Consider the following 21,294-nt stretch of genomic DNA (forward strand, 5'->3'; position numbering starts at 1 on the left):
CGGAGCGGCCGGACCGGTGTATGGCAGGGCCGACGTACGGCAGGGCCGACGTACGGCAGGGCCGACGTACGGCAGGGCCGACGTACGGCAGGGCCGACGTACGGCAGGGCCGACGTACGGCAGGGCCGACGTACGGCAGGGCCGACGTATGAGGGGTCCGGCTCCGCCGGGACGGCGAAGCTCAGAGTTCCGCCGGGACGGTCGGGTCGGCGAAGTGCTGGTTCGGCACCCGAGCGAACCAGCCGGGCCGCCCCGGGTCACGGTCGTAGGGGTAGCCGCCCTCGCGCTTGTAGAGCTCGGCGTAGCGGGCCACCCGGTCGCGGTCGAGCCGCACGCCGAGCCCCGGCCCCGACGGCACCGGGATGGCGCCTCCGGAGTAGGCCAGCTTGCCGCCCTCGATCACGTCGTCGCGGAGCTGGTGGTAGTGGGCGTCGGCGGCGTACGTGAGGTTCGGCAGCACCGCGCCGAGGTGCAGCATGGTCGCGAGCTGGATGCCCAGCTCGCCGGACGAGTGCACGGCCACGTCCACCTGGAACGTCTCGCACACCCCGGCCGCCTTCACGCACGCCCGGACGCCGCCCCAGAAGGTGGTGTCGAGCAGCACCACGTCCGCCCCGCGGCGCAGCACGTTCGCGGCGAGCTGCTCGAAGTTGACCACCACGGTGTTGGTCGCGATCGGCAACCGGACCCGCTCGCGCACCAGCCGGAGCCCCTCCAGTCCGAAGACCGGGTCCTCCAGGTAGTCGTTGTCCAGGGACTCGATGGCCTGCCCGAACCGCAGGGCCTCGGCCATCGACAGCACCGCGTTCGGGTCGTACCGGAGCCTGTCGCCGGGGAAGGCGGCGGCCAGCGCGCGGTAGCACTCCAGCTCGTAGTCCGGTGGGAACACGCCGCCCTTCAGCTTGTGGACGGTGAACCCGTGCGCCGCCTTCAGCGCCCGCGTGTGCTCGACGAGCTGCTCGGGCGTGCGCACCTCGGCGAAGCCGTCGGCGGCGTAGCGGAAGAACAGGTACGAGGCGAACGGCACCTCGTCGCGGATCCGCCCGCCCAGCAGGTCGCAGACCGCGACCCCGAGCTGCTGCCCGATGAGGTCGAGGCAGGCGAACTCGATGGCGGCCAGCAACTGGGTCCGGTTGTTGTAGAGCGACGCCGTCGGGTTGGCGATCTTGAAGCGGAGCGTCTCCAGCTGGAACGGGTCGTGGTCGCGCAGGTACGGCAGCAGGCCGCGGAACGCCGCTTCCGCGCTCTCACCGCCGCCGCCCATCTCGCCCAGCCCGACCAGCCCGTTGTCGGCCTCAACCTCGACGATCGTGCGCACGAAGCGGCCCCAGTGTGCGCCGTTGCTGTGCCGCAGCGGGGCCTCCAGCGGCACGGCGACCGTGGTGGCCCGGATGTCAACGATCTTCACAAGTCCCCCAAACCGCGGCGACCCCGCAGGCGGGGATCCGCACCTTGACCGATTCGCCCGTCACCTGGAGCGGCTCCGCCGCGCGGTCCAGCCCCGCGCTCACCCGGGCGGCACGCAGTCCGGGCAGCTCGACGGTCACCTCGACCGGCTCGGCGGCCAGCGACCGCAGCCGCACGACCCGCTCGCCGCCCGCCTGACCGAGCGAGGTGACCAGCACGTCCGGATGGTCCACCGACACGTACACGCGCGCCGGCTCGGCCGACGGAGAGGGCAGCAGCGCGCCGGTGAACGGCTCGGTCAGCCCCGCCGCGGTCAGCGCTCCCAGCCGCCTGCCCGGCACGCCCGCCGCCGAACGGACCGCGTACCGGAAGGTGGTCTCGCCCTGCTGCTGCGCGGGGAAGTTGGTGTCCCAGATGTTGTTGAGCGCCCACGAGTAGACCGTGCCCGGCTCCTCGTCCAGCGTCGGCGGGAACGGCGCGTACGGCATGTGGATGGTGCCGAGCTGCACCAGCGGCGCTTCCAGCGTCGCCCAGGCGACGGTCAGCTCGGGGTCGTCGAACGCGATCCAGTGCCGCATGGGCAGCATGTACGCGGCCGAGCCCGGCACGCTCGGCACGTCGGGGCCGCCCACGCCGCCCGTGAGCTCCCAGGCGGTGGCCTCACCGGTGGCGAACGGGAAGGCCAGGAAGACCGCCTCCTTGGCCGGAGTGCCCTGTTTGGCCAGCTGGTAGGTGAGGTCCAGCCGGGGCACGCCGTGGTGCAGCTCGACCGTGGTGCGCAGCCAGTCGACGCCCTTGCCCCGCAGCTCGACGACCAGCTTCTCGCCGACGGCGGTCCGCTGGGCCTTGACGATCGTGGCGTTGCCCGCGATGGCGCGGTCGCCGAGGAGGGTGCGGTCGTGCGCGCCGACGTGCCCGGACAGGTGGTTGAAGTGCGGCGCGGTGGCGTAGCGGTCGTAGACGTACTGGCCGAACCCGGCGGCGGCGTCCTGGTTGACCAGCTCCCGGCCGGCCTTCTTGTCGAAGACCGAGGAGATGTAGCCCTCGCGGACGTCGTAGGTCACCCGGTAGAACTCGTTCTCGATCACTCCGCCGAGGTCCGGTTCGACCGGTTCCGGCGCCTGGGTCTCGCCTCTGACGACATCCAGCCGTACGTACCCGTACCCGGGCAGGTCGGGCACCACGGCGTGGATGTGCCGCCCGATCGGCCGGGTCGGCCAGTCGTCGGGGTCCACGTACTCCTCGTGGTGCGGCAGCCGCTCCCCGGTGCGCGCGTCCACCAGCGCGATCGGCACGTCCACCGCCACCACGTCCCTGGGCAGGAACGTCCGCACCACGTCGGTCCGCCGCGCGGTGCCCGGGTTGAACACCGCGAAGGCCGCGAGCGCGCCCTCTCCGGAAGCGGCGCCGTCCCCTGACGCGACGCCGATCCCGGCGAGGGCCGGCCCTCCGGTGCCGCCGTCCAGCACGGCGGCCGGCTCTTCCGCGCCGGTCAGCGCGGCGGCGAAGTGGCGGGTGGCGGCCTGGAGCAGGTCCGCCGCGTCGTCCTGGGCGTCGTAGGCGCCGGACGACTTGCGCGTCCACTGCAGCCCGCCCGAGTCGCCCGCCTCCTCGGCGTCCTCCCACGGGTTGGCCGCGCCCCAGGTGTGCTCGTTGAACAGCGCCACCTTGTCGTAGGCCGCGTCCACCTGCTCGGTGGCGTCCGCCCCGGCCAGCGTGTGCAGCGTCTCGGCGGTGCGCAGCGCGGCCTGGGCCCGCCGCACGTACCCGAGCGGACGCGCCCCCGACCCGAGCCCGTCGGCCCACCAGTCGGTCCAGTCGCCCTCGTGCACGGCCAGCCTGTCGTGGTGGTGCTCGGCCACGTGGTCGAAGAAGTCGCTGTTGACCGCCGACCGCAGCCGCGGCCACGCCCACTGCTCGCGCCACCGGCGGGCGATCGACGCCGGCACGATCGACGGCCCGGCGTTGTCGGCGTGCGCGCCCTGCACCCGCAGGTGCAGCACGTCCAGCTCGTACGGTTCGCGCGGCGCGTCCGGACCCTGCCACCCGAACGTGCCGGGCCCGTACGGGTAGCCGCGCGAGGCCAGCGCGGCCAGGTAGCGCGGCAGCAGGTCGTCGGCCAGCTCGTAGGAGTCGGTCAGCCCGACCGTGTTGCCCTCCATGTACGCCATGCCGTGCGGGGTGTCGGTGAACCACACGAGCAGTTCGTTCCCGCTCGGCGCCCGCCAGCGGAACGGCCGGGTCAGCTTGTCCCCGCCGTGCAGGTACGGCACGGACCGGCCGGCCCAGTTGTGCGCCGCGGCCAGGTAGCGCACCCCGGCCGACGACAGCGCGTCGATCAGGCCGACGACCGCGCCCGGCACGTCGGTGTGCATGGCCGACCGGGTGGCGAACCCGTACGCGCGCTCCAGCCTGGTGGTGAAGCGGAGCTGGCGGTACAGCTCCTCGGTGGAGCACGCCTCGGTGTGCAGCTGGAACGGCAGCGCGGTGACCTCGATGACGCCCTCGCGGGCCAGCTCGGCGAACCGGTCGACCTGCTCGGGCGGGCGCGCGTCCAGCCACTTCAGCGCGGGCATCGACGACTCGACCGTCCACCGGAACTTCGCGTCGTCCGGCCAGGAGGCGGTCTCGTCGGCCAGCCGCACGGCCGCGTCCAGGTAGTCGAGATGGTGGCGGAGCACGGTGCCCTGCGGGTCGGTGTAGCCGATGTCGAGGTGCGAGTGATGCACCACGAACACGGTCCACTTGCGCTGCGGCGTGACCGTCACCTGGGCGGTGCCGACCACCCCGGCGTCGTCGCGGCACTCCAGCGTCAGCGTGCGCGGCCCGTCCACCTCCGGCACCAGCAGCGTCACGTCCGTGCCTGAGGCGCTGTCGACGCCGACCAGCACGTGCGTCAGCGGCACCGTACTGGACACCCGGACCGCCTGGCGGCCGTCGTGGGTGAACAGCGGCAGCACCGCCACCCGCACCTCCAGCCCGCGCAGGCTGATCACCGGCGTCGAGGTGTCGGTGCGCAGCGCCTGGCGGATCCCGTCGTAGTCCGGGGAACCGAGGCTCCGCTGCAGCAACCGGCTCGTCATCACACACTCCCTAGAGAAAGGCCACGGGCGAACAGCCGCTGGGTGGCGAGGAACAGCACGACCGTGGGCAGCGAGACCACCAGGCCCGCCGCCAGGCCGACCGGGACCGGCGTCCCGGCGTACACGTCGGTCATCAGCCCGGCCAGGGCGGTCATGACCGGACGCACCTCGGCCGTCTGGGTGAGCGTCAGGCCGAAGATCAGGTCGTTCCAGATGAAGGTGAACTCCAGGATGAACACGGCCGCCAGCGCGCTGGTCGACAGCGGCAGGTAGATCCGCCAGAAGATGCGGAACGTGGACGCGCCGTCCATGCGGGCCGCCTCGAAGATCGAGAACGCCACCCCGGTGTAGAAGTTGCGCAGCACGAACGCGGCCAGCGGCACGTTGATCGCCGTGTAGATCAGGATCATCCCGAGGCGGCTGTCGTACAGTCCGGCGTCGCTGTAGCCGACGAAGAGCGGCACGAGCAGCATCTGCGCGGGGAAGACGGTGCCGCCGAAGATCAGCAGGAACCACCAGAACCCGTGCCGCAGCCGCAGCACCACGATCGTGTAGCCGGCCAGCGCGCCGACGAGCACGCCCAGCGCGGGCGAGACGACGCTGTAGAGCGCGGTGCTGCCCAGGCTGGCGCCCAGGTCGGCGCTGTCCAGCGCGCGCAGGAAGTTGGTCACCAGCGAGAAGTCCTCCGGCGGCGCCCACGCCCGCGACGGGTCGTAGGAGTCCGCCGGCCGGGAGGCGTTCACCAGCAGCAGGTAAGTCGGCCCGAGCCAGATCAGCCCGAGCACGATCAGCACGGCACGCCGGATCATCGCACCTGCCTCCTGAGGTAGAGGTAGGACGCCAGCCCGGTCACCACGGTGAGCACGACCGCCACCGCCGAGCCGTAGCCGTAGTCGCTGGCCACGAACGTCTCCTTGTACATGGTCACCGCGAGCGTCTCGGAGTTGCGGCCCGGCCCGCCCTGCGTCAGCACCCAGACGATGTCGAACGTCTTCAGGCTCGCCACCAGCGCCAGCCCGACCACGACCGCCGTCAGCGGGCGCATCAGCGGCCAGATGATGTGCCGGAACAGCTGCCACCCGGACGCCCCGTCCAGCCTGGCCGCCTCGATCGGCTCCTTCGGGATCGACTGCAGCCCGACGACGAACAGCAGCGTGTTCACGCCGAGCTGCTGCCACGTCCACACCAGCAGCATCGCGATCGTGTTGTGCGGCGCCTCCTGCAAGAAGGCGGTGTCGACGCCGAGCAGGTTGTTGGCCACCCCGTCGTGCGACAGGATCGGGCTCCACACCAGGGCCAGCCCGGCGCCGCTGAGCGCGTACGGCAACATGAACGGCAGCCGGTACCACCCGCCGCCCTTGATGTCGTACGAGAGCACGGCGACGAGCAGGCCCAGCCCGACCGGCAGCACCATCGTGCCGATCACCCAGATCAGCGTGTTGCGCACCGAGGTGAGCAGGACGGGGTCGTCGAGCAGCTTGACGAAGTTGGCCGGGCCGACCCACTCCGCCGGCGCGAGCCCGTCGTACCGGGTCAGACTCAGGTACGCCGTCCACACGAACGGCGCGTAGAGCAACCCGGCGACGAGCAACGCGGCCGGCGCGACGTACCCGTACCTGAACCGCCCGAGCATCACTGGTGGGTGCTCCAGTACTCGTCGGCCTCCTTCTGGATGGTTTCCAGCACTTCCTGGAGCGTGCTCGTGTCGGTGACGAACTTGGAGAAACCGTCCAGGGCGGCGGTCAGGATGGGCGGCGGGGTGGCCTCGAAGTAGCGGTTGACCAGGCGGTACTCGCCGCTGCCCGCGTCCTTGGTGACCTGGCCGAGCGCCTCGTCGGCGATCTCCACCTTGGGGTTGGCGCTCACGTCGCCGCGGGCGGTGGCCCACTTCTCCTGCGCCTCGGCGGTGGTCCACCACTTGAGGTACTTGGCACTGGCCGCCGGGTCGGGCGCCTCGGCGAGGGAGCAGAGCGGGCCGCTCTCGAAGATCATCGACGTCTTGGGGAGCGAGGCGTCGACGTTCGGGATGACGAAGAAGCCGTAGTCCTCGCCCGCCTTCATCTCGCGCTGGGTCATGCTCGTGTTGAACCAGGTGCCGAACGACACCATCGCCGCCTTGCCGTTCTTCAGCACGTCACCGGGGTCGGTCTTGTCGCCCGGGTTCATGAAGTAGCCGGCGTCGATGAGCTCCTTCCACTTCCGCATCACCGCGACCACACCCGGGTCGGTGTACTTGGCCTGGCCGGTGGACAGCCGGTCGTACAGGTCGGGGTCCATCCCGGCCATGAGCTGCTCGAACCAGACGAACGAGAACAGCACGCTGGTGTGGTAGAAGGCCTTGACGTCCTTCTGCTTCAGGGTGTCGGCGATCTTGACGAGGTCGTCCCAGGTCTCCGGCGGCCGCAGCCCATGCTCGTCGAAGATCTTCTTGTTGTAGAACATGCCCCAGTACGCGACGTTCAGCGGCACGCAGTACTGCTTGCCGTCGACGGTGAAGTAGGGGGCCAGGTCCTGCGGCAGGTCGCCGTTCGCGACGGCCTCCTGCCAGATCGCGGTGGTGTCGGCGACCTGCTTCTGCTTGACGATCTCCGCCAGCATCCCCCCGGTCTGCCAGGTGAAGAGGTCGGGCTTGACGTTGGTGCGGAAGGAGGCCTTGATGAACGCCTGATACTGCGCGGAGTCGGTGTAGCCCGTCGGTTTCATGCTCAGGCCGACGGACTGCTTGGACAGGGCCCCCATCTGCTCGAAGTACTCGCTCCAGGCGCCCTTGTCGTTGTAGAGGGTCAGCTCGGTCTTCTGCTTCGGCGCCTCGGCGCCGTTCCCGCCGCAGGCGGCGAGAAGGACGGCTGCCACGCCGATCGTGGCCACTCGTGACCGGACCATGTTCCCGGCCTCCTTGATCATTCGGGGGGGTGGTGCAACCTCTGCTCGATGACCGTCTTCACGTCCACCAGGTGGGCCCGCATGCGCTCCTCGGCCGCCGCGGCGTCGCGCGCCTCGATCGCCTGGAGGATCGCCAGGTGCTCCTCGTAGTCGCGCCGGCGGTCGTCGAAGATCTGCAGGATCGCCTGCTGCTCGGCCGCGTGGACGGTGAGCAGCGAGTCGACGACCTCGTGCAGGACGGTGTTGCCCGCCATCCGGGCGGTGGCCCGGTGGAAGGTCATGTTGGCGTCGTGCAACTCGGCGTCCTGGCCGCGCAGGTGGGCCTCCGCGTCCGCGAGGACCCGCTTGAGCGTCGTGAGCTCCGCCTCGGTGCCGTGCCCGGCGGCCATCGCGGCCAGCGGCGGCTCGATGACGATGCGCGCGCCCAGCAGGTCGAGCAGCTTGGGCGCGTGCATCGCGCGCATGTTGGGGTTGGGCAGCACGAGCCGCTCGATGGCGGCGCCGACGTAGATGCCGGACCCGTGCCGCAGCTCGATCGCGCCCGTCGCCTCCAGCCTGCGCAGCGCCTCGCGCAGCGTCGGCGTGGTGACGGCGAACCGCTGGGACAGCTCTCGGGTGGAAGGCAGCCGGTCACCGGGCCGGTGCCCGCCCTCGCGGATGAGCTCCAGCATGCGCTCGGTGAGCGCGTCGGAGAGGGTGGGCCGTGCTACCTCTGACATATCAAGTGATCTAATCACTTATCCGCATACGTGTCCATGGTGGAAGCTGTTTCCTAGCCGGCGACCTCGGTGAGCAGCTGCCGCATCTGCTCGATCTGCGCCTTGCGCGACTCCTGCACCTGAGCCGCCCAGCGGGTCGCCTCGTGGTTCACCCCGTCGCGGACCTCCTGAGCGGCCATCTGGACCGCCCCGTCCTGATGGGCCAGGAGCAGCCTCAGCAGCTCCGGCTCGAACGGCTTCGCCGACCTGAGCGCGGCGATCTTCTTCCGGTCGGTCTCGGGCAGCCCGCCGTGGTGGTCGTGCGCCCCGTCGGGCGGCGTGATCGGCTGCCCCCACGCGTGCAGCCAGCGCAGCATCATCTCGACCTCGCTCTGCTGCGTGCTCACGATGGCCGCCGCCAGCGTCTTCAGCTCCTCCGTGGTCGCCCGCTCGGCGCCCACCCCGGCCATCTCGATCCCCTGCCGGTGGTGTTGCACCATCATCTGGACGAACATCACGTCGTCGGCGTTCACCGGCGGCTCACCGGCGTCGCCGGACCCGCAGGCGGCCACCAGCAGGAGCGCCAGGGCGGCGAGCCAGCGCGCCACCCCGCGGCCCCGGATCGTGCTCTCGCCCACCGGCGCTCCCCTGGTTAGGAGAAGAAACCTCCCCAGGTTTGGGCATACCAACCCGGTGCGTCAAGGGACGCGCCCCGCCGCCCTCACCAGCGCAGGCCCGAGCTCAGCACGTGCCCGCCGAACGGGCCGTCACCGGCCGCACGCCACCCGGCCCGCGCCGCGTACTCCGGCCCGTACGGCGGCCTGATCTCGTGCCAGCCGCACGTCTGGATCTGCCCCTCCGACGTGAGGTGCATCCGGTGACACTTCAGCTCCTTGGTGACCGGCTTCTCCAGGAACGTGTCGTACGCCTGCACCACCATGTCCGCGCGGGTGCCGACCGGGCCACGCAGGCGGCTCCTGATCAGCATGCGGCCTTCGCGGATCCGTACGCACGCCTCCAGCTGGACGCCGTCGCCCGCGTCGGCCCAGGTGCTGCAGCGGTCCCCGGCGCCCTGCCCGGCCGTCACGGTGGCGGCGACGGACGGCGGCGGCTCGGTGCCCCAGCTCCGGCCCGCGAGCACCCCGCCCAGGAAGGAGATCACCGCCACCGTCGCGGTGGCGACGGCGGCGGTCAGGAGCGGCACCGACCTGCGGGGGGCCGGCGCGGGCTGGAGAGCGGCCTCGCGGCCGCGGTGCTCGGCGGCCCTGGCCCGCCAGCCGCGTTCCTCGCCCTCCAGCCGCCTGCGCAGCTCGTCGATGCCGCCGCCGAGCGCGATCAGCGTCCGGGCCCGCTCCGGAGGCAGCTCCAGCGCGGTGGCGATCTGCCGCATCGCCTCCTCGCCGGGCAGGCGGTTGCGGTCGGCTAGCTGGCGGGCTCCTGACAGCCAGCGGGAGATGAGCGAAGGGCTGGCGTCGGCGACCCGGTTCGCCAGGTACTTCTGCGGGCGTCCCTGCGAGCGCAGTGCCTCCCTGATGCCCTCCGCCGCCTCGTCCAGCGCCGCGGCGAGCCGGTCCACGAGCTCCTCGAACGTCCCCATCTTGGCGCGCACCCCCTTCCCGCAATTGTTCACCGGACCGTGGAACCGCAGGTGAAGCCAGGGGTGCATGGCCGCGCACGATTGCACGCCATGCGCCCTCTGGCCCCGCCGCCGGCCCCGGGCCAACCTGCGTCTTGCGAACCACTCATGCTCGCACAGCAGTGCGAGCCGAAGCCTTGAGGAGACATCATGCGATCGCTGATCGTCGGGCTCGTCGCCGCCGCCGCGCTTACCGGTCTGCCCGCCACCGCGTCCGCCCAGTCATCCGCCCAGTCGTCCACTCAGTTGCCGACCTGCTCCGGGAAGCGGGTGATGCGCGAGGCGGTCCACACGCGGGAGATGCTGAAGGCGGCGTACATCCACGTGTTCTACGACTCCCGCACCTCGACCGCCTGCGCGTACCTCAACTCCACGAACGCCACCTGGGGCACCAGGAAGCACATGACGATCATGCTGAAGCACTGCGCCCGCCCCAGCAGCGCTTTCGGCCGGTGTGACGGCCAGCTGCAGTCGACGGCCAGGCGCGGCTGGTACACCGGCCGCACCGACACCGCCCGGCTCAACGTCTCGCGCGGCTGCGTCATGGCGACGGGCCGCATCTACTGGGGCAAGCACTACGGCCTCTTCCACACCCGGTCCACCGTGTGCGCGAGCGGCGCCGGGGGCGCGGACCGCGGCTAGCCGTCAGTGCAGGGGGACCGTGTTCCACGGGCTGTCGGGGGCGGCCAGGAGGGCGCGGTGGGCGTCCAGGACCGTGGTGTACCAGTCGCCGAACGTCTCCTCGTCGAAGTGCAGGCAGCGGCCGAGGATGTAGCCGGCCGAGAACTCCGGCCAGGAACCGTACGCGGCCTGCACCGCCTTGCCCGCCCGCTCGACCGCGGCGTGCAGCTCCTGCTCGCCGGCGTACCGAGCGCCGCGGCCCCACCGGGCCACCATCGTGGCGCGGCCCAGGTCCCAGGCGGCGACGGTGCGCACGTACCCGTCGGGCGGGAGGAGGCCGTCGGCCCGGAAGCGCGACTCGTACCGCATGATCTTGCCCGCGAGCCCGCGCAGGCTCGCCGCCAGGTCGTCCAGCTCCTCGCCGGAGACCTCGTCCTGGAGCTGCGAGCGGATGCTCTGCTCGACGCAGTCGCGCCACACCACCGGGTCGACGCGCCGCTCGCCCGTCTCCTGGGCCAGCCAGAGGCGGGCGCCGAGCACGTAGTCCCACACCCACGGGCTGAGCTCGGCGGCGAGCAGCAGCTCCGTGGTGTCCAGCCAGCTGTCGTGACCGTCGATCCCCCAGCTTCCGGCCAGCCGCTCGACCTCGCTGCTGTAGCCGGCGCCGTGCCAGTCCAGCGTGTTCCAGGCGTCGCCGTTGCCGTAGCACAGGTGGGCCCCGCAGGCGAGGCCGCGCAGCAGGCCCTCGTCGTGCGGCATGCCGGTGCGGCGGGTCTCGATGCGGTCGCAGGTGCCGTCGGGCTCGAACAGCTCGTCGTGCAGCCCGAGCCAGGTCTCCCGCTCGTCCTCCCCGGCCAGGAACGCCCGCGCGCACGGCGTCGCCCCGTTGACCAGGAGGACGCGTACGTCCCGCGGCCAGAGCGAGATCAGGCCCCGCAGCGTGATGAACTCGTACACCACGTCGGGATGCGGCCGGGGCAGCACGCCCACCGTGTATACCTGCACGAGCCGGCGTCCGTCCGGCAGCGTGGTCACGTGCAGCGGCGCGGCGCCGTCGCTGCCCACGGCCTGCCCGAGAGCCACCGGCCGGTAGAGCCCCTCCGCCGCGACGATCCTCAGGTAGGCCAGGTGCGCCTCGTCGCCGCCCTCGCGGCACAGCTCGTACAGCCGCTGCTCCCTGAGCGCGGGCGCGAGCCACCGTTCCCCTGCCGGTGGGTCGTCCATGCTCGGGAGTACCTCGTCGTGCGTCTCGTCCTGGGGAGGCATGGGCGAAATATAGCGACTTAATGGATCATGTGACGAAGCCCGGCACGGGAGTTCTCGTGCCGGGCTCCGGGTTCTCTACTTGGAGACGGTCTCGCAGGACACCGGGGCGTCCGCCTGGTCGGCGAACGCCTGGTCGGTGCCGGTGCCGCAGTCGACCAGGGTGTCCTTGGTGCCCTGGACGTCGCGGGCGTCGATCACGTCGTCGCCGCCCTTGCCGTCGAGGGTGTCCGCGCCCTGGTCGCCGATCAGCGTGTCGGCGCCCGAGTGCCCGATCAGCGTGTCGGCGCCGACGGTGCCGCGGACGGTCTCCACGTCGGAGGCGACGTTGTCGAGGTCGACGCCGGGCCGGCCGTCGTCCGCGGCGCCGTTCTTGCTCACCTTCACGGGGGTGCCGCTGGAGCCGTAGTCGACGGTGTCGGCGCCGCCGCCGCCCACGTAGGTCAGACCGGTGCCGCGGAAGCCGCGCCCGGCGAGGAAGACGTCGCCGCCCGTGCCGCCGTCCACGGTCCCCCGCACGCCGACCAGCGACGAGAAGCGGTCGTTGCCCGCGCCCAGGGCGGCGTTGACCGTGGTGACTCCGGAGCCGCAGTTCACCTCGTTGGCGGAGACCGTGGTGCAGCCCGTCCCGGCGACGACCGCGCCGAACACGTGCAGCCGGCCGCTCACCTCCTGGACGGTCACGTTGTCGGCCCTGGCGATGTTCGGCGCCGTGATGGTCACGGTGACGCCGCTCCTGGTGACTGTCGGCTCACCGGCCACGGCGTTGCCCGCGGCGGGCATCGCGGCCAGCACGCCGGCCGCCAGGCCGCCGAGCAGGGCCACGCGAGTCACGCCACGCTTGATGCTGTTCATGGATTTCACCCCGTATGAGATCTCCGGCGGCGCTCGGTCGAGCGCCGCTCATGTTCGTCCCCTACGGTGCGGCAGCGGCCTGCTCATTACCGTGCATAACTCCACGTATCAGGCGTAATCGCGAAAAATGCACACTCGTCCAATTGACAGGAAAAACTGTCCAATGGTTTCATCGCCGTATGGCAGCCACCGAGATGTCGCTCATGGACGAGCCCGAGCGCCTGCGCGTCGCCCTGACGCCCATCCGCAGGCAGCTCCTCGCCCGCCTGCGCGAGCCCGCGTCGGCGGTGCAGCTCGCGGCCGAGCTCGACATGCCGCGCCAGCGGGTCGGCTACCACCTGAAGGTGCTGGAGCAGGAGGAGCTGGTCGAGCTCGTCGAGGAGCGCCGCCGCCGCGGCTGCGTCGAGCGCGTCATGCGCGCCACCGCCAAGGCCTTCCTCGTCGACCCCGGCGTGCTCGGCTCCCCCGCCGAGCCCTCCGAGGTCGACGCCGGCTTCGCCCGCATCGCCGACCGGCACGCCGCCGAGCACCTGGTCGAGGTCGCCGCGGGCACCGTACGCGACGTCACCCGGATGGCCGCGGAGGCCGACCGGCAGGGCGTCCGCCTGCTGACCTTCACGCTGGAGGCCGAGGTGCGCTTCGCCGAGCCCGGCGACGTGCACCGCTTCACCGACGAGCTGGCGGAGGCCGTCTCCCGCGTCGCGGCCCGCTACGACACCGCCGGCGGCAGGCCCTACCGCCTCACCGCCGGCGGCCATCCCACCCCACGCAAGGAGCCAGGCAGATGACGGAAGAGCGGTTCACCGTCGAGGTCACCATCTCCGCGCCGGTCGCGGAGGTGTGGCGGGCGTTGCGCGACCCGGAGCAGATCCGGCGCTGGCACGGCTGGCACTTCGACGGCCTCGACAAGGAGATCGACTTCATCTACGCCGAGCACGTCACCGAGTCGCCGCAGGAACACTGGATGGAGGTCCAGGGCGGCGACAGGTTCGAGCTGACCGACGCCGGCGAGGGCCGCACCCACCTGCGCATGACCCGCGCCCCGCTCAGCGGCGACACCGAGTGGGACGCCTACTACGACGATGTCAACGAGGGCTGGGTCACCTTCATCCACCAGCTCAAGTTCGCCCTGGAGCGCCACCCCGGCGCCGACCGGCGCACCGTCTTCCTCTCAGGCCACGGCACCACCCCGCCGCTGGCCGCCGCCGGCCTCGACGCGCTCGCGGGCCTCGCCCCCGGCGCCCCGTACGAGCACGCGGCCCCCACCGGCGAGCCGCTCGCGGGCACGGTCTGGTTCCGCTCCGACCACCAGCTCGGCCTCACCGTGGACGGCTGGGGCGACGGTCTCCTCGTGGTCGCCCACACCCCGCCGGTCCCGGTCCACCCCGAGGGGGTCGCCATGATGATCCTGACCACGTACGGGCGGACCGACGAGGAGTTCGCGGACCTGGAGGCGCGCTGGAACGCCTGGTGGAGCCGGTCCATCCCGGCCGCCTGAACGCCGCGCGGAAACTGTCGGCGCCCGCTGCGAGACTGCGCGGGTGCCGACACCCGATCTCGCTCCCATCTCGACTTACTGGGACTCATCAGCCGACGCCTTCGACCAGGAGCCCGACCACGGTCTCCGCAGCCCGCACGTCCGCGCGGCCTGGTGGCTGCGGCTCACCCAGTGGCTGCCCAGCGCGGCCTCCGACATCCTCGACCTGGGCTGCGGCACGGGCTCGCTGACCCTCCTCCTGGCCCGGCAGGGCCACCGCCCCACGGGCGTCGACCTCTCCCCGCGCATGATCGACCAGGCCCGCCTGAAGCTGGAGCAGGCGGGTTTCGGTGTGCCCCTGCACGTCGGCGACGCCGCCGACCCGCCCGTCGAGGCCGGCGCGCGTTACGACGCGATCCTCGTACGCCATCTGATGTGGACCCTGCCCGCGCCCGAGGACGCGCTGCGCCGCTGGCTGGGGCTGCTCCGGCCGGGCGGCCGGCTGGTGCTGGTCGAAGGCCGCTGGGACGCCCCCGGACAGACCCCGTACGCGTCGCCGTCGCCCCCGCTGCCCTGGCTCGGCGGCGTCCCCGCCGAGCGGCTCGCCCAGGCGCTCGCCCCGATCGCCCGGGTGGTCCACCACGAGCAGCTCACCGACCCGGCCCTGTGGGGCCGCCCGATCAGCGACGAACGCTACGTGCTGATCGCCCACCCCTCACAGGCCGGGACTCAACCGACCACCACCGGACACCCCTCACAAGGCGGGACGGCACCCACCACCACCGGACGACCCGTCAGCGCGTCGGACCCCGCCGGGCGGTCATGAGGCGGGGCGGAGCAGCCGCCTTGCCTCGTCGTGATGCCCGGCGATCTCCCGCAGCGTCTCGGCCGTCGCCTTCAGCACGGCCAGGCGGGAGCGCGGGTTGTCGCGCAGGGCGCGGGCGACCGCCTTGATCATGCCGCCCATGGCCAGCGTCTCGCGCGGGTCGCGGATCCTGGAGTAGACCTCCAGGATCCGCCGGACCCCGCCGGGCCCCTCGGTCAGCCCTCGCAACAGCTCTATCTGCACGTACGCGAGCCCGTCGCCGCGCCCGAGCAGGTTCGTCCAGTGATACATGATCAGGCACTGCGCGTCACGCGACCGTTCCCAGGCCCGGGTCGCCTCGTCGACGGCCGCCGCGTCGTCCACCACGCCCGCGACCCGCTCGCCCAGCAGCCTCCCGAACCTGAGGGCGTCGCGGATGCCCTGCGCCGTCACCGGGTCCTTGAAGTGCCCGGCGTCGCCGACCAGCGCCCAGCCGGGCCCCGCCGAGGTCCGGAAGTACGACGGATGCGCGGCCGAGCTGACGATCTTGGTCGCCTTCGTACACCCCTCAAGGCGCTTGGCCAGCCCCGGCACCAGCCCGACGGTACGGGCGAACTCCGCCTCCAGGTCGCCCCTGAAGTCGGCGGCCCGCTCGGCCGGCGGCATCAGCAGCACCATCGTCAGCCCGCCGTCGCAGGGGAAGGCGTTGCCCAGCTCCCGCCCGGTCAGCCACATCGCCGCGGTCGTGCGCCACTCCTCCCGCGGGTCCTCGTAGTACGCGTAGTAGCAGGCCCGGCCGTTGGCGTGGAACGCGCGCGGCCGCTCGGCGCCCGCCAGCCGGGCGACGGTGGAGCGGCGCCCGTCGGCGCCGACGACCAGGTTGGCGCGCACCTCGTACTCCCGGCCGCCGCGCTCGCTGACCTTGACGCCCACGGCCCGGCCGCCCTCCCACAGGAGGTCGACGACGCGGTGGCCTTCCCTGACCTCGGCGCCGGCCTCGCGGGCCGTCTCGACCAGGGCCGCGTCCAGCGCGGTCCGCCGCACGCACAGGCCGTAGTCGATGCCGTCGATCGGGGTGTAGCGGCCAGAGGCGGCGTGGCCCGGGCCGCCGACGAAGGCGCGGGAGAGCTTGGGCGCGCCGATCTTCTCCACCCGTTCCAGGGCGCCGACCCTGGACAACTCGGCGACCCCCGACGCGAAGAGCAGATGGGTGGAGACCGTGGTGGAGGGGAACCGCGCCGGGTCCACGACGATCACCTTGCATCCGCGCCGCGCCAGGGCCGCCGCGGTGGACGAACCCGCGCAGCGTGCTCCGGCGATGACGACGTCCGCATGCTCTGGCATCGGGCCTCCTGGCGCGCTAACCGACTCTAGTGTCGGTTTTATGCCCGCAGCGGCGCGGCGTCAACGGGTCGGGGGTAGGCTGCCGGGCATGGCGATCCAGGAGCCGAAGAAACGCATGCGGGGCTCGGCTCGTCGGGCCCGCATCACCGAGGCGGCTCTGGAGGTCTTCGCCGCCCGCGGCTACCACGCCACCGCCATGGAAGAGATCGCGGCCGCGGCCGGGGTGACCCGCTCGGTCCTCTACGACCACTTCCCGTCCAAGCGCGTGCTGCTCATCACGGTCCTGCAGGAACAGAACGCGCGCCTGGTCGAACACATCGGCGCCCGCATCACCGGCACCGGCTCGCCCGGCCGCCGCCTGCGCGCCACGCTCGACGCCTACTTCAGCTTCTCCGAGGACTGGCCGGCCGCGCGCCGCCTGCTGTTCGACCACACCGACGAGGACGACCCGGAGATCAAGGCCGTGCGCTGGGGCATCCGCGAGGCCCGCACCCGCTCGGTCGCCGTCATGCTCGGCCGCGACCTGCGCAACCTCGGCCTCGACCCCGACACCGACGCGGCCCACGCCGTGGTCGAGCTGCTCATCTCCGGCACCGACGGCCTCGCCCAGTGGTGGGCGAGAAACCCGCAGATGCCGCGCGAGCAACTCGTCGACGCCGCCATGCTCGTGCTGTGGAACGGTCTTTCCCACACACCCGGGCGCACATCCGCGTCTTGACAAGAGTGATCCACGCGTTCATCGTCTCGCCTAGCTGAACCAACAGCTGTGTCGGTTAGCTAAACGGTGAGCGGAGGCCGCACCATGGCAGAGCAGGAGACCCGGGACAACGGTCAGGGCGGGATCAACCGGCGGAGGTTCGTCACCGGCGCGCTGGCCGCGACAGCAGGAGCGGCGGCCGGGCCGTTATGGGGCGCCGAAGGCGCCGGAGCGGCCGCCCCCGCCCTGCTCAAGAGCAGTGTCACCGGCCGCAACGTGGCGATCTTCGGCGCCGGCATGGGCGGCCTGAGCACCGCCCATGAGCTGGCCGAGCGCGGCTTCCAGGTCACGGTGTACGAGCGCAAGGTCCTCGGCGGCAAGTCCAGGAGCATCCCGGTGCCGGGCACCGCCACCGGCGGGCGCAAGGACCTGCCGGGCGAGCACGGCTTCCGCTTCTTCCCCGGCTTCTACCAGAACCTGCCGGACACGATGAGCCGCATCCCGTTCGGCTCGGGCACCGTGCGCGACAACCTGGTGGCCGCCAGCCTCACGGCCATCGCCTACCGGAAGAAGTTCCTGCGCGTCCCCATCCCCAGCGAACTGAGCAACGGCCTCACCCCGGAGGTCATCCAGGACTTCTTACGGAGCGCGATCATCGCGGGCACCACCATCCCGCTCACGCAGATCAACTTCTTCCTGTCGAAGATGATCACGTTCATCACCAGCGGCCCCCGCCGGAAGCTCGGCCAGTGGGAGAACATGAGCTTCTCCGACTTCACCAAGTCCGACATCATGTCGGTCGAGTACCGCGAGCTGCTGACCAGGATGTTCACCGCCTCCCTGGTGGCCGCCCAGCCCGACAGGGCCAACACCCGCACGATCGCGATGATGTTCGAGGCGCTCCTCTACAGCGGCCTCGGGCTCGGCCCGTACGGCCCGCCCGACCAGGTGCTCAACGGCCCGTCCAACGACGTGTGGATCAACCCCTGGATCGACTACCTGACCGGGCTCGGCGTCCAGTTCAAGGTCGGCTGGTCCGCCACCGGCTTCGACCACTCCGGCGGGCGGATCACCGGCGCGCGGGTGACCGACCCCACCGGCGCCGCCGGCACCGTCACCGCCGACCACTACGTGGCCGCGATGCCGATCGAGCGGGTCATGCCGCTCCTGTCGTCCTCCATGAAGTCCGCCGACCCCCAGCTGGCCCGCCTGAGCCACCTGGAGACGGACTGGATGAACGGCGTCATGATCTACCTCAAGCAGCCCACGCCGATCGTCGAGGGCCACCTGGTCTACGCCGGCACCCCGTGGGCGCTCACCTCGATCAGCCAGGCGCAGTTCTGGACGACCGACTTCCCCGCCGCCTACGGAGACGGCGTGGCCAAGGACTGCCTGTCGATCGACCTGTCCGACTGGAACAGTCCGGGCATCCTGTTCGGGAAGACCGCCAAGCAGTGCACCCGCCCGGAGATCGTCCAGGAGGTGCTGGCCCAGATCCGCGCCGTCACCCCCAACGGCAACCAGTTGCTGCCGGACTCGCTCGTACACAGCTGGTTCGTCGACCCCGCGATCAGCGGCGAGGGCACCCCCGCGGTGGCCAACGACGAGCCGCTGCTCATCAACTCCCCGAGCTCCTGGGCGAACCGTCCCGAGGCCACCACCCGGATCCCGAACTTCTACCTGGCCGCCGACTACGTCCGCAACAACATCAACCTGGCGACCATGGAGGGCGGCAACGAGGCCGGCCGCAAGACCGCCAACGCCATCCTCGACGCCGCAGGCTCCTCGGCGACCAAGGCCAGGCTGTACGACCTCTACCTGCCGAAGGAGTTCAAGTCCCTCTACGACCTGGACGACATCCGCTACCAGCTGGGGCTGCCGAACAAGTTCGACATCCTCGCCCCGTACTGGCCGTGAGACCTTCGGATCATGCCCCGAGCTTCCGTACGGATGCCGCGTACGGAAGCTTGGCCGACCGGTAGAGCATCACGAGCAGCGCGGCGAGACACGCGAACCAGCCGACCGCCACGACGGGCCCCAGCGCGGTGTAACCGAGACCGGCCGGCGTGCCGAGCGCGCCCAGCCCGACCACGACCCAGCGCAGCACGTCGAGGACCGCCACCCCGGAGGCGATCCCGTACGACCGGATCCTCCTGATGACGGCGTCGGTGATCAGCCAGACGGCGACCAGCCCGCCCACTCCCTCGGCGACGCCGATCAGTTCGACGACGGGAGAGGGCGTGGACCCGAGGCTCGGCCCCACCCAGCCGGCGAACACGGCGACCGCCGACAGGCAGACCATGGCCAGGACCGAGGTCCTGGCCAGGTCGAAGGGGTCCCCGGCCGATCGCCGCAGCAGGAGCAGCGGGGTCGCGCACATCGCCCAGCCGAGAGGGTTCAGCAGCAGGTCGAAGTCGTTGACGCGAAGGGCGCAGTACACGATGACGAGACCGGCGACGATCCGCTTGAGCGGGCGGAGACCCGCGGGACCTTCCTCGTACGGGAGCGTCAGAACCATTCGCCGCTCACCGCCTTGCTGCAGGCATCTCTAGCGAGTGCTCGCTGCCAGGCGACAGGCACTCCTCCGGCGGTGTTCGACATCCACCAGGGGCCCCACATCGCCTCCGCCGAACCAGAGCCCATCCAGGTGCTATAGGTGAAGCTGACCGGCCGAGGCTCGTGCGGCACCGCCGCGCAGTCGGTGATGGCGATCTCCCTGGTCAGCCACTCCCGACCTCCGGCGTCCACTTCGATCTCTCCCGCCTCTTCCGCGGGAAGAAGGCGCAGGCCAGGAATGTTCATCGACAAACCTGTGAGGACGAAGGGGGTTATTCCCTCGTTTTCCACCGCGATTTCGAGACTGATGCTCAGGATGCCGCGCTCATCCACGTGAGCCCTGGCAAAAAACGGCTCAGGTTCCCAGGTAATGCGCGGCGTCATCGCCCCCGACCACCAGAAGGCCGCAGCGAAAACGGTGAGCGAAAGGCCTGCGGCGACGACGAGTCGTAATCGCGCCAGATGGGCACGCCACGAGGCGATACCGAATCGCTCCCATATTTCATCCGAACCCACGAGAAAGAACCTTATATGGTGGCAAGTCGTGACGACACCGCCGATGATCACCTGGATAGTCACGACGATCGCCATCCTGGCGGCGCTCGCGCCGGTCACCCGGGAGCGGCTCAGCAGGTTCGCCGAACTGACCGGCCTGACCGTCACATCAGCCGACGCCCGCCGGATCATCGACCATTTCGCCGAGCGGCGGCGGTGGCGGCTGATCACCCTCGTTCCCGCCGTCCCACTGGCCCTCCTCACCGATGACCCGTTCTATCTGGTGCTGGGCTGGTGTGCGGTCAGCGTTCTGTGCCACGCGCGACAACCCGCGCTCCAGACGGAGATCTATCGGACGACATGGCAGCTCAGCCTGGCGGGCTCCCTCGCGGTATGCGCCTATTTCGTGGTGGACCGGGAGTTCACGGCGGAAGTCCTGGCCCGCACGACCGCCGTCCTCGCCGTCGCGCTGGCCGTGCGGCACCTCACCCGTGAACCCGCCCCTCGCCCACCGGCCGGGGCGTCCCCCGCCGAACTGGCCATCGGCCACTGGTCGACCCGCTCTCTTTACCTCGCGGGAACCGCGATCGTCCTGTCGGGCGCGCTGCTCACCCCCGGCCAGGCACCGGAACGGATTCTGCCCGAATACACATTGCCGAAATCGGTTCCCGACGGGACGGCCGCATTCACCGCAGCACGGAAATTGACCGCTCCCACCTGCGCGCTGAACGACCTGCTGGACGACCCCTGCCAGTCATGGCAAGTCAACGGTGAGCCATTTCCCCAGGCCGCCCCGTACATCAGCAGGAAAGGCAAGGCGCCCACGAAGCCGCCTTTCGCCCGCAGCCAGAGCAGAAAGGCCGTCGTCTACCTGGGCAGGCGCGATCGCCGCATGGTCTACCAGGACGCCGAGAATATCCGCCCTCTCACCGGCCCTCTCGCCGACGCCGCGGTGCCCACGGCCACATTCGCCCGCCAGAACAGATATGTCGCCCTGGTCAAGGAAGGCGCACGCATCATCGACACCCAGACCTGGACCACGGTGTCGATCCCCGGAGTTCGGCGGGTGCACGACCTCAGCATGGCCGGCATCGTCGCCACGACACCGGCCGGAGTGCTCGTCCTCGACTACCGGGGCAGGACGCGGATGCGCCTCCCTGCCCGGAAGGCCGGCAAGAACATCGTCGGGGACACGTACCACCTCTCTCCGGACGGCCGCCGCCTCGTGATCGTCCGCGGCCTGATACGCGTCGAGACCTACGACTCGAGCACCGGCACGCGGGTGTCCAGCGTCGAGCCGGAATTCGGCGACGAGTACCTCGCCGCCGGTCTCGGCTGGACCGAGAAGGGGCGATTCCTCGTCCGCGACACCAGTGATCGCGTCCACGCCCTGGACCTGACGACCGGACGCCTCCGGAAGCGCTCATGACCGGAAGTTCACCAAACTTGGGTCCTTCATTAACTTGTATCGTTC

The 21,294-nt window shown here is 71.1% G+C and carries 20 protein-coding genes; 7 read left to right on the forward strand and 13 right to left on the reverse strand.

The features are described 5' to 3' along the window. Positions 1-181 precede the first annotated feature (181 nt). From FR742_RS35385 to FR742_RS35420, 8 genes are all read right to left on the reverse strand, one after another. Positions 182-1,408: an enolase C-terminal domain-like protein gene (locus FR742_RS35385; protein ID WP_148035644.1), complete on the reverse strand. Its 1,227-nt coding sequence runs from the start codon at positions 1,406-1,408 to the stop codon at positions 182-184. Further along, entirely contained in the window at positions 1,395-4,490 is a 3,096-nt protein-coding gene (locus tag FR742_RS35390; RefSeq protein WP_148035645.1) for a glycoside hydrolase family 38 C-terminal domain-containing protein, read from the reverse strand. The genes FR742_RS35385 and FR742_RS35390 overlap by 14 nt, the downstream gene beginning before the upstream one ends. Then, positions 4,490-5,299 carry a carbohydrate ABC transporter permease gene (locus FR742_RS35395; RefSeq protein ID WP_148035646.1) on the reverse strand — a complete coding sequence of 270 codons (810 nt, stop codon included), beginning with the start codon at positions 5,297-5,299 and terminating at the stop codon, positions 4,490-4,492. The genes FR742_RS35390 and FR742_RS35395 overlap by 1 nt, the downstream gene beginning before the upstream one ends. Continuing rightward, complete coding sequence (locus FR742_RS35400; protein WP_148035647.1) at positions 5,296-6,123, reverse strand: carbohydrate ABC transporter permease; 828 nt, start codon at positions 6,121-6,123, stop codon at positions 5,296-5,298. Before FR742_RS35400 ends, FR742_RS35395 begins: the two co-directional genes overlap by 4 nt. Further along, positions 6,123-7,373 carry an ABC transporter substrate-binding protein gene (locus FR742_RS35405; protein ID WP_148035648.1) on the reverse strand — a complete coding sequence of 417 codons (1,251 nt, stop codon included), beginning with the start codon at positions 7,371-7,373 and terminating at the stop codon, positions 6,123-6,125. The genes FR742_RS35400 and FR742_RS35405 overlap by 1 nt, the downstream gene beginning before the upstream one ends. A gap of 17 nt (positions 7,374-7,390) precedes the next feature. Continuing rightward, positions 7,391-8,092: a FadR/GntR family transcriptional regulator gene (locus tag FR742_RS35410; protein ID WP_148035649.1), complete on the reverse strand. Its 702-nt coding sequence runs from the start codon at positions 8,090-8,092 to the stop codon at positions 7,391-7,393. A gap of 53 nt (positions 8,093-8,145) precedes the next feature. After that, positions 8,146-8,709, reverse strand: coding sequence for a DUF305 domain-containing protein (locus tag FR742_RS35415; protein WP_148035650.1), 564 nt, complete (start codon positions 8,707-8,709; stop codon positions 8,146-8,148). A gap of 83 nt (positions 8,710-8,792) precedes the next feature. After that, positions 8,793-9,668, reverse strand: coding sequence for a helix-turn-helix transcriptional regulator (locus tag FR742_RS35420; protein ID WP_148035651.1), 876 nt, complete (start codon positions 9,666-9,668; stop codon positions 8,793-8,795). A gap of 189 nt (positions 9,669-9,857) precedes the next feature. On the opposite strand from FR742_RS35420, the gene FR742_RS35425 reads away from it, so the two are divergent. Next, on the forward strand, positions 9,858-10,349 hold the full coding sequence (locus FR742_RS35425) for a hypothetical protein (RefSeq protein WP_148035652.1): 492 nt from the start codon (positions 9,858-9,860) through the stop codon (positions 10,347-10,349). A gap of 3 nt (positions 10,350-10,352) precedes the next feature. Here FR742_RS35425 and FR742_RS35430 read toward each other — a convergent pair whose 3' ends face one another. Both FR742_RS35430 and FR742_RS35435 read right to left on the reverse strand, forming a co-directional pair. Further along, a complete protein-coding gene (locus FR742_RS35430) occupies positions 10,353-11,594 on the reverse strand; it encodes a DUF1266 domain-containing protein (protein WP_148035653.1) in 1,242 nt (413 codons plus the stop codon). Between the two features lie 75 nt (positions 11,595-11,669). Further along, positions 11,670-12,446 (reverse strand): hypothetical protein, encoded by a 777-nt coding sequence (locus FR742_RS35435; RefSeq protein WP_148035654.1) that lies wholly within the window; start codon positions 12,444-12,446, stop codon positions 11,670-11,672. A gap of 179 nt (positions 12,447-12,625) precedes the next feature. Between FR742_RS35435 and FR742_RS35440 the strand changes: the two genes are divergently transcribed. From FR742_RS35440 to FR742_RS35450, 3 genes are read left to right on the forward strand one after another with little or no spacing between them, the layout of a single operon-like run. After that, entirely contained in the window at positions 12,626-13,234 is a 609-nt protein-coding gene (locus FR742_RS35440; protein WP_222709232.1) for a helix-turn-helix domain-containing protein, read from the forward strand. Beyond that, the gene (locus FR742_RS35445; protein WP_148035655.1) at positions 13,231-13,944 is read left to right on the forward strand and encodes an SRPBCC domain-containing protein; all 714 of its coding nucleotides are present in this window, start codon (positions 13,231-13,233) and stop codon (positions 13,942-13,944) included. The genes FR742_RS35440 and FR742_RS35445 overlap by 4 nt, the downstream gene beginning before the upstream one ends. A gap of 43 nt (positions 13,945-13,987) precedes the next feature. Next, complete coding sequence (locus tag FR742_RS35450) at positions 13,988-14,749, forward strand: class I SAM-dependent methyltransferase (RefSeq protein ID WP_261808961.1); 762 nt, start codon at positions 13,988-13,990, stop codon at positions 14,747-14,749. On the opposite strand, the gene FR742_RS35455 is transcribed toward FR742_RS35450, so the two are convergent. Beyond that, the gene (locus FR742_RS35455) at positions 14,744-16,072 is read right to left on the reverse strand and encodes an NAD(P)/FAD-dependent oxidoreductase (protein WP_148035656.1); all 1,329 of its coding nucleotides are present in this window, start codon (positions 16,070-16,072) and stop codon (positions 14,744-14,746) included. The two genes, FR742_RS35450 and FR742_RS35455, sit on opposite strands and share 6 nt — an antisense overlap. A gap of 88 nt (positions 16,073-16,160) precedes the next feature. Between FR742_RS35455 and FR742_RS35460 the strand changes: the two genes are divergently transcribed. Then, a complete protein-coding gene (locus tag FR742_RS35460) occupies positions 16,161-16,790 on the forward strand; it encodes a TetR/AcrR family transcriptional regulator (protein WP_246639889.1) in 630 nt (209 codons plus the stop codon). Between the two features lie 84 nt (positions 16,791-16,874). Beyond that, positions 16,875-18,686 carry an FAD-dependent oxidoreductase gene (locus tag FR742_RS35465; RefSeq protein ID WP_148035657.1) on the forward strand — a complete coding sequence of 604 codons (1,812 nt, stop codon included), beginning with the start codon at positions 16,875-16,877 and terminating at the stop codon, positions 18,684-18,686. Between the two features lie 10 nt (positions 18,687-18,696). Here FR742_RS35465 and FR742_RS35470 read toward each other — a convergent pair whose 3' ends face one another. Both FR742_RS35470 and FR742_RS35475 read right to left on the reverse strand, forming a co-directional pair. After that, complete coding sequence (locus FR742_RS35470) at positions 18,697-19,287, reverse strand: hypothetical protein (RefSeq protein ID WP_148035658.1); 591 nt, start codon at positions 19,285-19,287, stop codon at positions 18,697-18,699. After that, a complete protein-coding gene (locus tag FR742_RS35475) occupies positions 19,278-19,709 on the reverse strand; it encodes a hypothetical protein (protein ID WP_148035659.1) in 432 nt (143 codons plus the stop codon). The genes FR742_RS35470 and FR742_RS35475 overlap by 10 nt, the downstream gene beginning before the upstream one ends. Between FR742_RS35475 and FR742_RS35480 the strand changes: the two genes are divergently transcribed. After that, complete coding sequence (locus tag FR742_RS35480; protein WP_148035660.1) at positions 19,696-21,249, forward strand: hypothetical protein; 1,554 nt, start codon at positions 19,696-19,698, stop codon at positions 21,247-21,249. The two genes, FR742_RS35475 and FR742_RS35480, sit on opposite strands and share 14 nt — an antisense overlap. Positions 21,250-21,294 lie beyond the last annotated feature (45 nt).

Origin of the sequence: Nonomuraea sp. C10 (assembly GCF_008017515.1) — a bacterium.
Classification (GTDB): Bacteria; Actinomycetota; Actinomycetes; order Streptosporangiales; family Streptosporangiaceae; genus Nonomuraea; species Nonomuraea ferruginea.